10 protein-coding genes are annotated in these 12,811 nt (G+C 67.4%); 6 read left to right on the top strand and 4 right to left on the bottom strand.

Features of this window, described 5'->3' with window-relative positions; translation table 11 throughout:
- Positions 1-88 precede the first annotated feature (88 nt).
- On the top strand, positions 89-1,219 hold the full coding sequence (locus tag B4K74_RS05035; protein WP_286692024.1) for an amino acid ABC transporter substrate-binding protein: 1,131 nt from the start codon (positions 89-91) through the stop codon (positions 1,217-1,219).
- A gap of 30 nt (positions 1,220-1,249) precedes the next feature.
- Positions 1,250-2,563, top strand: a complete 1,314-nt coding sequence (locus B4K74_RS05030) for a dicarboxylate/amino acid:cation symporter (protein ID WP_286692023.1) — start codon at positions 1,250-1,252, stop codon at positions 2,561-2,563.
- A 4-nt stretch (positions 2,564-2,567) separates the two neighbouring features.
- Here the strand turns inward: B4K74_RS05030 and sseA are convergent, their stop codons facing one another.
- The 3 genes from sseA to B4K74_RS05015 are packed head-to-tail and all read right to left on the bottom strand — an operon-like array spanning position 2,568 to position 6,102.
- The gene (sseA, locus tag B4K74_RS05025) at positions 2,568-3,395 is read right to left on the bottom strand and encodes a 3-mercaptopyruvate sulfurtransferase (RefSeq protein ID WP_286692022.1); all 828 of its coding nucleotides are present in this window, start codon (positions 3,393-3,395) and stop codon (positions 2,568-2,570) included.
- 4 nt (positions 3,396-3,399) lie between these two features.
- Entirely contained in the window at positions 3,400-4,620 is a 1,221-nt protein-coding gene (locus B4K74_RS05020) for an SAM-dependent methyltransferase (protein WP_286692021.1), read from the bottom strand.
- A gap of 36 nt (positions 4,621-4,656) precedes the next feature.
- A complete protein-coding gene (locus tag B4K74_RS05015; RefSeq protein ID WP_286692020.1) occupies positions 4,657-6,102 on the bottom strand; it encodes a cryptochrome/photolyase family protein in 1,446 nt (481 codons plus the stop codon).
- 102 nt (positions 6,103-6,204) lie between these two features.
- On the opposite strand from B4K74_RS05015, the gene kdsA reads away from it, so the two are divergent.
- The 4 genes from kdsA to B4K74_RS04995 are packed head-to-tail and all read left to right on the top strand — an operon-like array spanning position 6,205 to position 10,735.
- A complete protein-coding gene (gene kdsA, locus B4K74_RS05010; RefSeq protein WP_375782288.1) occupies positions 6,205-7,071 on the top strand; it encodes a 3-deoxy-8-phosphooctulonate synthase in 867 nt (288 codons plus the stop codon).
- 48 nt (positions 7,072-7,119) lie between these two features.
- The gene (gene rfaE2, locus B4K74_RS05005) at positions 7,120-8,568 is read left to right on the top strand and encodes a D-glycero-beta-D-manno-heptose 1-phosphate adenylyltransferase (protein WP_286692019.1); all 1,449 of its coding nucleotides are present in this window, start codon (positions 7,120-7,122) and stop codon (positions 8,566-8,568) included.
- Complete coding sequence (rfaD, locus tag B4K74_RS05000; protein ID WP_286692018.1) at positions 8,565-9,566, top strand: ADP-glyceromanno-heptose 6-epimerase; 1,002 nt, start codon at positions 8,565-8,567, stop codon at positions 9,564-9,566. Before rfaE2 ends, rfaD begins: the two co-directional genes overlap by 4 nt.
- Complete coding sequence (locus tag B4K74_RS04995; RefSeq protein WP_286692017.1) at positions 9,563-10,735, top strand: DUF3089 domain-containing protein; 1,173 nt, start codon at positions 9,563-9,565, stop codon at positions 10,733-10,735. The genes rfaD and B4K74_RS04995 overlap by 4 nt, the downstream gene beginning before the upstream one ends.
- Here the strand turns inward: B4K74_RS04995 and recG are convergent.
- Positions 10,681-12,768 (bottom strand): ATP-dependent DNA helicase RecG, encoded by a 2,088-nt coding sequence (gene recG / locus B4K74_RS04990; RefSeq protein ID WP_286692016.1) that lies wholly within the window; start codon positions 12,766-12,768, stop codon positions 10,681-10,683. The genes B4K74_RS04995 and recG overlap by 55 nt on opposite strands.
- Positions 12,769-12,811: the final 43 nt, after the last annotated feature.

The raw sequence follows: 12,811 nt of genomic DNA, 5'->3' as shown, positions 1-12,811 counted from the left end.
AAAGCCTCGCAACGGCGGTCACCACGTCCCCGCCTTTCCTCGCCCGGGCGGTTGCGAAGCGGGGGCGGATACCGTCTATAAGGCGGTCATGACGAACCGCACGCCGTCACGCTTTCATCGCCTGCTTGCCGCCGGGACCGCCCTTGCGGCGGCGCTGGTGCTGGCCGCTTGCGGCGGTGACGATGCCAAGAAGGCCGCCACCCCGGATGACGATCTGGCCGGTCTGCCGCCGGTCGAGGCGACCGCGCCCGGCACCATCGGCCCGACCCTGGCCGCCGTTCGCCGTCGAGGGCGTCTGAACTGCGGGGTTCATGAGGGTCTGGTCGGCTTTGCCTATACCGACAACCGGGGCCAATGGCGCGGCTTTGACGTCGACTTCTGCCGGGCCATGGCGGCCGCCATATTCAATGATCCGGATGCGGTGCGGTTCGTGCCCCTGACCACCGCCCAGCGGTTCGACGCCCTGCGCGAGGGACGGGTCGATGTGGTGTGGCGCAACACCAGCTGGACCATGGACCGCGACGTGACCGAGGATGTCTCCTTTGCCGGCACCAACTATTACGACGGTCAGGGCTTCATGGTGCGGCGCGCGCTCAATCTGGGCAGCGCGACCGAGCTGAACGGGGCCCGGATCTGCGTTCAGGCCGAGTCGACCTCCCAGCTCAATCTGGCCGACTATTTCCGCCTGCGCGGGCTGGAGTATGAGGCCGTGGTGGTGGCCACCGAGGAAGAGGCCCGGCGTGCCTATGGGGAGGAGCGTTGCGATGCCTTCACCGCCGACGTGTCGGCATTGGCCGCCGCCCGCACGACCCTGGCCAATCCCGAACAGCACGCCATTCTGCCCGATGTGATTTCCAAGGAGCCGCTGGGTCCGATCGTGCGTCGCGAGGATCCCCACTGGACCCGGGTGGTCCGCTGGACTCTGAATGCCCTGATCTTGGCCGAGGAATATGGCGTCACCCGCGATACCGTTGCGGATCAGGCAAAGGAGGCCCGCGACCCGCGCATCCGCCGTCTGCTGGGCGTCGAGGGCGAGTTCGGCACGCGGCTGGGCCTGTCGGACCGCTGGGCGTATCAGGCGATTTCTGCTGTGGGGAACTATGGCGAGGTCTTCGCCCGCAATCTGGGATCGGATTCGGCACTGGACCTTGCCCGCGGCCTGAATGCACAGTGGAACGCAACACCGGGCGGGCTGATCTACGGCCTGCCGATCCGGTAAACGACAAGAACGGACACCCCCGGGGGACTCATGGAAACGACCAAACGCGGCGGTGTGCCGCTCTATCTCTGGATGCTGCTCGGCTTTGCCGTCGGCCTTGGCGGCGGTCTCTACGTCAATCTGAATGATCTGGTGGTCATTCCATGGGTCATGGAACTGATCCAGGCGGTCGGGCAGATCTTCCTGCGCCTGTTGTTCATGCTGGTCATTCCGCTGCTGTTCGCGGCGCTGGCCGTCGGTGTAGCCGAGATGGGCGACCTGAAGTCGCTGGGCCGGGTCGGGTTCAAGACGCTGGTCTTTACCATCATGGTCTCCGCCATCGCGGTCGGGATCGGCCTGGTCATGGTCAACTACTTCCAGCCGGGCGCAGGCGTTGATCCGGCGCTGGCCGCGCAACTGCTGGAGGACGGCCGCGACGGCGCCGCCGCCATCGTCGGCAATGCGCCCACCAGCATCGAGGCCGGCCAGTTCTTCCTCGACATGATCCCGTCGAACGTCATCACGGCGGCCGCCGACAACCAGATCCTGCCGGTCATGGTGTTCGCCCTGATCTTTGGCATCGGCATGGTGATGGCCAAGTCCAGGGCCACCGACCAGCTTCAGGAGACCCTGCAGGGTCTGCTGGAAGTGATGATGAAACTGATCAACGCCGTCATCAAACTGGCCCCGATCGCCATCGCCGCCCTGATGTTCAATCTGGCCGCTGTGTTCGGCTGGGATCTGCTGATCCGTCTGGGAGCCTATGCGGGCGTGGCCGTCGGCGCCATGGCGATCCACATGTTCATCGTCTATCCGCTGCTGGTGATGATCTTCGGCGGCATGAACCCGTTGAAGTTCGCCCGGGGCGTCCGCGAGCCCTTTGTGGTGGCCTTTTCGACCGCGTCCTCGAACGCGACCCTGCCGGTCGCCATCAAGGCCGCCGAGGAGCAGCTGAAACTGCCCAAGCGCATCTCGCGCTTCGTCCTGACGGTGGGGGCCACGGCCAACCAGAACGGCACCGCCCTGTTCGAGGGGGTGACGGTGCTGTTTCTGGCCCAGTTCTTCGGTATCGACCTCAACCTCCAGCAGCAGCTGGTGGTCATGCTGGTCTGTATTCTGGGCGGTATCGGCACGGCCGGTGTGCCGGCGGGTTCCCTGCCCGTGGTGGCCCTGATCCTGGTAATGGTCGGGGTTCCGCCCGAAGGTATCGGCCTGATCCTGGGCGTCGACCGCTTCCTCGACATGTGCCGGACCACGCTGAACGTGACCGGCGATCTGGTGGCCGCCACCGTGGTCTCGCGCGGGGAGAAGGACATCCCGGCCGAGGTCTCGGGACCACTGCCCGTCGCGCCTCCGACGTCCTGAGGCGTCAGCCGGTCTGGATGGGGGTGTCCGTGTGGCTCCCCCATTCGGCCCAGCTCCCGTCATAGAGCCGCGCCGGGCGGCCCAGCACGGTCAGAGCCAGCACCAGAATGGCCGCGGTCACGCCCGAGCCGCAGGTGGTGATCGGCACAGCCCCATCGTCCAGCCCGCTCGCCTCGAATGCGGCCTCAAGGTCGGCGAGGTCTCGCAGACGCCCCGCCTCATCGACCAGGGCTGCATAGGGCAGGTTCCGCGCTCCCGGCATATGGCCGGGCCGCACTCCGGGGCGAGGCTCGGCGCTCTCGCCCCGGAACCTGACCGCACCTCTCGCGTCCAGCACCGGGGCGGTGCCCTCGTTCAGGGCCTGACGTACGACCTCGATGTCGGCCACTGTATCCCGGTCCAGTTGGGCATCGAAGCGAGCGGGCAGGGGACGGGCAACCCCGCCTTCGGTCTCGCCCCCGGCCCGCGTCCACGCGTCCAGCCCCCCGTTCAGCACCTGCACCTGCGTGGCACCAAAGGTCCTCAGCATCCACCAGGCGCGCGGCGCCGAGAACATCGGCCCGGCCTCATACACAACGATCCGGTCGCCCTCTGACAGGCCCAGCGCCCCCATGGCCCGCCCGAAATGCGCGGCGTCCGGCAGGGTGTGGGGCAGGGGCGAGGTCGGGTCGGACACCGCCTCCAGATCGAAGAACGCCGCCCCCGGGATATGCGCCTCCCGGAACAGGGCCCGCGTATCGGTCCCGTCCAGTCGCCACCCGGCATCGACGACCCGAACGGCCCCCTCGCGTATCAGAGCCAGCAGGTCACGGGCTTCGATGAGCGGCGACATCGGATCACCCCTTGCCGATCGCCAGTTGGATCACATCCGTCCGGCCCGACCGGAACCCGGCTTCGCAATAGCCCAGATAGAAGCGCCACATCCGCCGGAACCGCTCGTCGAAGCTCTGCATGCGCTGGATGTCGCTCCAGCTGGACTGGAAGCGGCGGTCCCAGGCGGCCAGAGTGTCGGCATAATCCTGACCGAAGCGCTCGACCGATTGCCAGTTCAGGCCCGCGGCCTCGATCACCGGCTTCAACCGTTCCTCGCTGGGCAGCATCCCGCCGGGGAAGATGTATTTCTGGATGAAGTCGGTCCGGACCGCATACTCCTCGAACAGGGCGTCCTGAATGGTGATGATCTGCAGGGCCGCCCGGCCGCCCGGCGCCAGCACCTCGGCGATCTTGCTGAAATAGGTCGGCCAGTATTCCTGTCCCACGGCCTCGAACATCTCGATCGAGGCGACGCGGTCGAACCGGCCGGTCACATCGCGGTAGTCGACCAGCTGGATGTTGACCTGTTCGCCCAACCCCGCCCGCTGCATGCGCTGGCGGGCAAAATCATACTGTTCCTGCGAGATGGTGATGGCCGTGACCTTGGCCCCGACCTCGCGCGCGGCATATTCGGCGAACCCGCCCCAGCCGCAGCCGATTTCCAGCACCGACTGCCCGGCTTGCAGGTCCATGCGCCGGGCCAGACTTTCGTATTTGCGCGCCTGGGCCACCGCCAACGCCTCGTCCTTGGCCGCATAGCGCGCCGAGGAATAGGTCATGGTCTCGTCCAGCCATGACGCATAGAATTCATTGCCCAGGTCATAGTGGGCGTGGATGTTCTTGCGCGCGCCCCGGCGGCTGTTGCGCCGCAGTCGGTGGCTGACCCAGTTGATGACCTTCATCGGCAGGGAGCCATTGAACAGCCTGTGGATGTGGTCGTAGTTCTCGACCAGAACCTCGAGCAGGACCGCCAGATCGGGGCTGTCCCATTCTCCGGCCATATAGCCCTCGGCAAAGCCGATATCGCCATTGGCCAGCACCCGGCGGGCGACGTTGTAGTCGCGGATGTCCAGCACGGCGCTGCGGCCCTGAACCTTGCCGACCAGTTCGTGCATGGCCCCGTCCGGCAGCTTCAGCGTCAGCCGCCCCCAGGTCCAGTTCGCCGCCAGCAGGCGCAGGAACAGGCCGAATCCACGCGGCGCATGTGCCGGGGCCTGAATGTCGCTCAGGGTGGTCGTCGTCATCACAGACCTCCACAGGAGAGGGCAAGGACCGGCAGTCTACCCCTCATTGCCCAGACTCTTGAAGGCCGCGAGCGCCGCGTCGCGCGCCTCGGCGTGATTGACAATCGGACGGGGGTAGGTCTTGCCCAGCTGGACACCCGCATCGGCACGGACTTCGGCCGGAGCCTCCCACGGGCTGTGCAACCAGCGATCGGGAAGCTTCTTGAGCTCCGGCACCCAACGTCGAACATACTCACCATCCGCATCGAACTTGGTGCCCTGCGACACCGGGTTGAAGATACGGAAATACGGCGCGGCATCGGCTCCGGATCCCGCGACCCACTGCCAATTCTGCGAATTACTGGCCAGATCGGCATCGATCAGCGTGTCCCAGAACCAGGATTCGCCCTCGCGCCAGTCGATTCGCAGGTGTTTCACCAGGAACGAGGCGACCACCATCCGCACCCGATTGTGCATCCAGCCCGTGGTCCACAGCTCGCGCATTCCCGCGTCGACCATGGGATAGCCGGTCTGGCCCGCCTGCCACGCTTTCAGGCCAGCGCCGTCCGACCGCCAGGGGAAGTCGTCGAACTTCGGCTGGAAATTCCGGTCCGGCAGGGTCGGGAACTGGTGCAGCAGATGGGCCGAGAACTCACGCCAGCCGATCTCGCGCACAAAGGCCTCGGCCTGCTGTTCGGTGACCGTGCCGGCCTCGACCGCGGCGCGCACATCCAGAACCACGCGCCAGGGGCTGATCTCGCCCCAGTGCAGCGCCGCCGACAGCCGGCTGGTCCCGGGCTTGCCGGGCCGGTCCCGCATCACCCCATAGTTCGCCAGATCCCGGCGGATGAAGTCGGCCAGTCGCTTCGACGCCGCCGCCTCGCCCGGGGCCTTCGCGTCGAACCGGGCGGCCCAGTCGGGGCGCGCCTCATACAGGCCCCAGTCCTCCAGCGGATCAGACGCGACGCCCTTCACGCCGGCAATCCGCTCCGGCGCCGGGCGCGCGGGCGGCGGCTCGATCGCCTCCATCAGCGCGCGATAGAAGGGGGTGAAGACCTTGTAGGGCTTCTCGGCCTGGGTCAGCACCGATCCCGGCCGGGCCAGCAGCGACCCGTTGAAGCCGCGACATTCGATGCCTTCAGCCTTCAGCGCGTGGGCGATGTCGGCATCCGCGGCGAAGGCCGCAGGCTCGAACCGGCGATTCATGAACACCGTCTTCGCCCCGGTCTCCTCAATGAGCGCCCGCAGCACCGCCTCGGCCGGGCCGCGTTTCAGGATCAGCGGCGCCCCGGCCTTGTCCAGCGCCTCGGCCAACGCTTGCAGCGAGCGCTCCAGCCACCATTTCGACGCTCCGCCCAGGGGGCGTCCCTCCGCCGCCTCATCCAGAACATACAGCGGCATGACCGGCCGCCCGTTGGCCACCGCCTCGGTCAGGGCCGGGTTGTCCGCCAGCCGCAGGTCCCGCCGGAACCACAGGATCACCGGCGCATCCGTCCCGCTCATGCGCGCATCCCGTCGGAAAACCTGTTATCCAAAATCATCCACCCCATATGACGTCCTGTCTGATTTGAGCCCCAGGCTCCCATCCTGTCGAAAGTGAATATCGTGAGCCGTCCCAACGCCGTCATTGAAATCTCCGAAGGTCTCAAGCGTCCGGTCACCATCGGCGGCGGTCGCCGCATCGTCTTCATCGCCGGCCCCTGCCAGCTGGAAAGCCGCCAGCACGCGCTGGAAATGGCCAACGCGCTCAAGGAGATCGGCGAGCGTCTGAACGTCGGCATCATCTACAAGACCAGTTTTGACAAGGCTAACCGCACCTCGGCCAACGCGGCCCGGGGGCTTGGGCTCCGGGACTCCCTGCCCATCTTTGCCGAGATTCGCGAGAGCGTCGGCCTGCCGGTCCTCACCGATGTCCACTCCGAGGCCCAATGCACCGAGGCCGCCCAGGCCGTCGACGTCATCCAGATCCCTGCCTTCCTGTGCCGCCAGACCGACCTGCTGCTGGCCGCTGCTGCCACCGGCAAGGTGATCAACATCAAGAAGGGCCAGTTCCTCGCCCCGTGGGACATGAAGAATGTCATCGCCAAGGTCGTGGGCGCGGGCAATCCCAACGTCATGGCCTGCGAGCGGGGCGCCAGCTTTGGCTACAACACCCTGGTCTCGGACATGCGCGCCCTGCCGGTGCTGCGCGACATCGGCTGCCCGGTGGTGTTCGATGCCACCCACAGTGTCCAGCAGCCGGGCGGGCAAGGGACGTCCTCGGGCGGCCAGCGCGAATTCGTGCCGGTTCTGGGCCGCGCTGCGGTCTCGGTCGGCGTGGATGCCGTCTTCATGGAAACCCATCAGGACCCCGACAATGCCCCGTCGGACGGCCCGAACATGGTGCCGCTGGACCAGTTCGAATCCCTCGCCGGTCAACTGATCGCCTTTGACGATCTGGTCATCGCCCAGGGCATCAAGCGCGCGGCCTGAACCGGTCCGCGACTGGACGTGCCCGGTCCTGTGGGATAGCTCCGACGCATGAACCTCGCCGGTCTTCAAAGCCTGCTCGCCCGGGCGCCGTCCCTGACCCTTGCCTGCGTCGGTGACCTGATGCTGGACCGGTTCGTCTATGGCGAGGTCAGCCGCATCTCGCCCGAGGCCCCGGTGCCCGTCCTTCGCACCCACCGCTCGGTCTCCATGCCGGGCGGCGTCGGCAATGTGGCGCGCAATCTGGCCTCGCTGGGCACTCGCGTGACCCTCGGCTCGGTCGCGGGACAGGATGTCGAGGGCCGGGCGTTGGCCGATCTTCTGGCCGCCGAGCCCGGCCTGACCGACGCCGTGCGCTACACCGATACGGCCCGCACCGTGGTCAAGACCCGCTATGTCGCCGCGGGCCAGCAGCTGCTGCGTCTCGACGAGGAAGACACTCTCGACACTGACTATGCAGGCGAGGGCGTGTTCGAGGGCGCGGACGCCATCCTGATCTCGGACTATGCCAAGGGCGTGGTCAGCGACGCCCTGATCGCGGCGGCGCTCGCCCATGCCGCACAGGCCGGGGTGCCGGTCATCGTTGACCCCAAGGGCCGCGACTTCGCCCGCTATGGCGCGGTCGACCTGATCAAGCCCAATGCCGCCGAACTGGCGGGGGCCACCGGCCTGCCGACCGACACCGACGCCGAGGTCGAGCGCGCGCTTTCGGCCCTGCTGGATCAGACGACGGCCAAGGCTGTGATCGTCACCCGCGCGGGCAAGGGCATGTCATTGATGCGGCGCGGCGGTGCGGTCCAGCACATTCCCGCCCGCGCCCGCGAAGTGTTCGATGTGTCGGGTGCCGGTGATACGGGCCTTGCGGCCCTCGGCCTCGCGCTGGCCGCCGGGCATGACCTGCCGGATGCGGCGGCCTTTGCCATTCTGGCGTCCGGCGTCGTGGTGGGCAAAAGCGGCACCGCCACGGTCACGCCTCCCGAACTGCTCGAGGCCGAGCTCACCGGCGCCATGGATATCGATCACGGTCGGATCGTGCCGGTCGAGACCCTGGTCGATCAGGTCGACCTGTGGAAGGCGGCGGGGCTCAAGGTCGGCTTCACCAACGGCTGTTTCGACATCCTGCACCGCGGCCATGTCGCCTATCTGGCCCAGGCGCGGGCCTGGTGCGACCGGCTGGTGGTGGCGCTCAACACGGATGAGTCTGTGCGCCGGTTGAAGGGCGACGGCCGCCCCGTCAACGATCTGGACAGCCGGGCAGCGGTCATCGGGGGCCTGGCCAGCGTGGATCGGGTGACGTCCTTCGATACGGCAACACCGCTCGACCTGATCAAGGCCCTGCGACCGGATGTGCTGATCAAGGGTGCGGACTATACGCGCGACACCGTCGTCGGCGCCGTCGAGGTCGAATCCTGGGGTGGAGAGGTGCGGCTGGCGGAATTCTCGCCCGGTCACTCGACCACGGCCACCATCCAGAAACTGGCGAAAGGCGAGGGCCAATGACGCGCCGCATGATCGTGGTCACCGGCGGCGCCGGCTTCATCGGCTCCAACATCGTCGCCCGCCTCTGTGCCGCGGGTCGTCACGATGTGGTCGTCTGCGACCGTCTGGAAGGGGCCGACCTCGGCAAGTGGAAGAATCTGGCCAAACATCCGGTCGCCGACTTCTGGTGGCCGGAAGAGATGTTTGAAAAGCTGGAGGCGAACGCCGATCGCATCGAGGCGGTCATCCACATGGGGGCGATCTCCTCGACGACCGAGCCGGACGCCGACCTGATCCTCCGGACCAATTTTGCCCTGTCCCGCGACCTTTGGGACTGGTGCGTGCGACGCGGTGTGCGGCTTGTCTATGCCTCCTCGGCGGCCACCTATGGCGACGGTCACGAAGGCTTTGATGACGAGGACGACTTTGCGTCTTTGCACAAGTTTCGTCCGCTAAATGCCTATGGTTATTCAAAATACCTGTTTGATGTCTATGCCCGTCAACAGGCGGACCGGGGCCGCGCCCCGACCCAGTGGGCAGGGCTGAAATTCTTCAACGTCTATGGCCCGAATGAATATCACAAGGGCGGGATGAAGTCGGTTGTGGCCCAGATCTGGCCGAGGGTTCAGGCGGGCGAGCCGGTCCAGCTGTTCCGCTCCCATCACCCGGACTACGCGGACGGGGGCCAGTTGCGCGACTTCGTCCATGTCGATGACGTGGTCGATGTGATCGACTGGCTGCTCGGCAAGCCGGAGATCTCAGGCGTTTTCAACGCCGGATCGGGACAGGCCCGCTCGTTCGCCGACCTCGCACGGGCCACCTTTGATGCGGCCGGCAAGGAGCCGCAGATCAGTTATATCGACATGCCCGAGGTGATCCGCGACCGCTATCAGTATTTCACCCAGGCTCGCATGGACCGGGTCCGGGCGCTGGGCTTTGACGGCCAGTCGACACCGCTGGAGGAGGGCGTGCGCCGCTACGTCCAGTCGTATCTGGCAACGGAAGACCCGTATCGATGAAGCCTCGCGCGGTCAGCCTCAGGACCCTGATCGGCTATGCTGGCTTTGCCCTGGTGTTCCTGATCCTGGCTGCCGCGGCCGTATGGCGGGGGGACATCCTGCAGGCGGGCATGGACCCCGAGGTGCCCTTCCAGACCTATGACCCGCCGCCGGCGCCGGACTATCAGCAGGCCTCGGCCTGGGCCATGCAGGACAGGGGGATCACAGGGTCAGGCCCTGCAGCCGTCTTCTTCATCCACTCCACAACCTACGATGGCGGCGAGGAATGGAACGGCCCGATCGGCGACGCCGACGCCGATGCCTATCTGCTCCGGGTTGTCATTCCCAACTATGCCGTGCCCTTCGCGCGCTCCGGTCGGCTCAGCATTCCCCGCTACCGTCAGGGCAGCCTCTACACCCGTCTGACCCTGCGCGATGACGCGCGTGAAGCCCGCGCCTTCGCGTACCGGGACATCGAGGCGGCCTTCGAGGCCTTTCTGGCCCGCCATCCGTCCGGGCCTATCGTCATCGCCGGGGTGGAGCAGGGGGGCGAACTGGCCGACCGGCTGGTGCGCGAGCGGATCGTTGGTGACGCCGCCCTGCGTCGCCGGATCGTCGCCGTCTATGCCATGGATACCATTCTGGCGGCTGACCCGGCGACGCCGTCCCTGCCGCCTTGCAGCGCTCGCGACCAGACGGCCTGTCTCGTGGCTTTCTCTCCGGTCACCGACGACAACGACGGCGCCGCCCGCCGCCGGCTTCGTCGCGCCCTCGTCTGGGATAGCCGGGGGCGCCTGGTCGATCTGGGCGATCGGGCTGCCGTTTGCGTCAACCCGGTCAACGGTTCGACGGACGAGGTTGAGATTCCGGCCCGGGTGCATCTGGGCGCCACCAATGCCACGGGGCTGGAATGGGGCGCCCGCCCGGCCCTGATCGCCCGCTCTGTCGCCACCGTGTGCAAGGATGGCCTGCTGCGTCACACCCAGCCGGACATGGAATCCTTCCGCGAAACCGGTAACTGGTCAGACCGTAGAAAATCACGTCCCTACAATCTGTTCTACGGCGATATTGAACATGATGTGCAGGAGCGCCTGGCCGTCTGGACCGCGCGCTACGCGCCGGACACGCCGGTCGATCAGTCGCCGGACGGTCGTCCCGAGCGCCAGTCGAACAGCGCCTCCAGCACCTGAACCGCCCGCCCGCGGTCGGAGGTCAGTCCCGGGTCTCGCCCCAGGATCAGGCGCGCATCATCCGCCGCCGCCCGGATCAGCCCTGCATGGGCCATCGGATCGGCAAACCGATAGGCCGGAAAGCCGCTCTGCTTCAGTCCCAGCGGGTCGCCGCCCCCCCGGATCCGGAAATCCGCCTCGGCGATCTCGAACCCGTCCTCGGTCCGGCGCAGGATATCCAGCCGCTCGACCGCCGTCTTGCCCAGCCCGGTCTCTGACTGGCCGTACAGCAGGGTGCAGGCGCTGGGCTTGTCCGACCGGCCGATCCGCCCGCGCAGCTGGTGCAGCTGCGCCAGCCCGAACCGTTCAGCGTGCTCGATCACCATCAGCGTAGCATTGGGCACATCGACGCCGACCTCGACCACGGTCGTCGCCACCAGCAGCGGCAGATGCCCATCCAGAAACGACTGCATGACCGTCTCGCGCTCCGGACCCGGCATCCGTCCGTGCACCAGCCCGACCGGACGCCCCATCAGCTTGCCCAGATCTCGCGCCCGGTCCTCGGCGGCGGCCAGGTCGATGTGTTCGGACTCCTCGATCAGCGGACAGATCCAGTAGGCTTGTGCCCCACCCTCGATCGCCGCCTTCAGTCGCACCGCCACCTCGCCCAGCCGGTCCAGCGGCAGCACTGCCGTCTTGATCGGCCGACGCCCCGGCGGCTTCTCATCCAGCCGCGAGACGTCCAGCTCGCCATATTGCGTCAGTTCCAGCGTGCGCGGGATGGGCGTCGCCGACATGGTCAGCAGGTGTACGGCCCCGTCGGCTCCACCCTTGTCCAGCAGCCGCTGACGCTCGCGCACCCCGAACCGGTGCTGTTCGTCGATGACCGCCAGCCCCAGCCGATGGAACTGCACACTGTCCTGAAACAGGGCGTGGGTGCCGATCACCAGCGGCAGCCGCCCGCCCGCCAGTCCTTCCAGCACCGGCCGCCGCACACTGGCCGGGTCTCGCCCGGTCAACAGGGCGCAGGCCACGCCCGTCTCGGCAAACAGGGGCGCCAGCCGCTCATGATGCTGGCGCGCCAGAATGTCGGTCGGGGCCATCAGGGCCGCCTGAAAGCCGCTGTCGACGGCATCCGCCAGCACCAGCGCGGCCACCGCCGTCTTGCCCGAGCCGACATCGCCCTGCAGCAGACGCGCCATCTGCTCGCCATGGGCCAGATCGCGCCGGATGTCCGCCACCGCCCGCTGCTGCGCACCGGTCAGGGTGAAGGGCAGGGCGGCCAGCAACCGCTCTGCCGCCGCCCCGGGTGCCAGCCGAGGTGCCCGCACCGCCTGCCGGTTCCGCCGCCTCCGGGCCAGCGCCAGCTGGTGGGCCAGCAGCTCGTCAAACGCCAGCCGTGCCCGCGCCGGGGCCTGCGGATCGAGATCGAGCTCGCTCTCGGGGGCGTGCAGGGCCTTCATCGCGTCCGGCCACGAGGGCCAGGCCTGTTTCGCCAGCCACGCCGCATCCTGCCATTCGGCCAGGTCCGGCAGCGACTCCATCGCCGTCATCACCAGCTTGCGCACCTGCCGCGAGGTGATCCCCTGGGTAGCGGGATAGACGGGTTCGACCAGCACAATCTCGTCCCGCTTGTCCGCAGGCACCACATAATCCGGGTGAGCGATCTGGACCAGATCATTGAATGTCTCGACCTTGCCGCTGACGATTCGGCGCTCCCCGTCCGGGCATTGCTTGCGGATCCAAGCCTCCGATCCGCCGAACCAGACCAAGGTCAGAAAGCCCGTTTCATCATTGGCCCGCAGCTTGAACGGCAGGCCCGGCCGCCCCGGCTTGGTCAGGCCGCCGATGATCAGGTCAAAGATGCCCACCTCACCGGCGACCGCGGTCTGCACGGTCATCTCGCGCCGGCGGATCAGGCCGGTGGGGGCCAGAAACATCAGGTCACGCACCAGCGGCCCGGCCAGCCGGTGCACCGCCGGGGCCATGCGCGGGCCGACGCCCTTCAGGCTTTCGACCGCGACGAACAGGGGAAACAGAATCTCGGGCCGCATGATGCGTCACGATAGCCGGACAGGACGGGTGGCGAAATGGACC

Origin of the sequence: Brevundimonas sp. UBA2503, from assembly GCF_002341485.1 — a bacterium.
GTDB lineage: Bacteria > Pseudomonadota > Alphaproteobacteria > Caulobacterales > Caulobacteraceae > Brevundimonas > Brevundimonas halotolerans.
The sequence above is the reverse complement of the archived record's forward strand: the minus strand, read 5'-3'. Positions and strand labels throughout refer to the sequence as shown.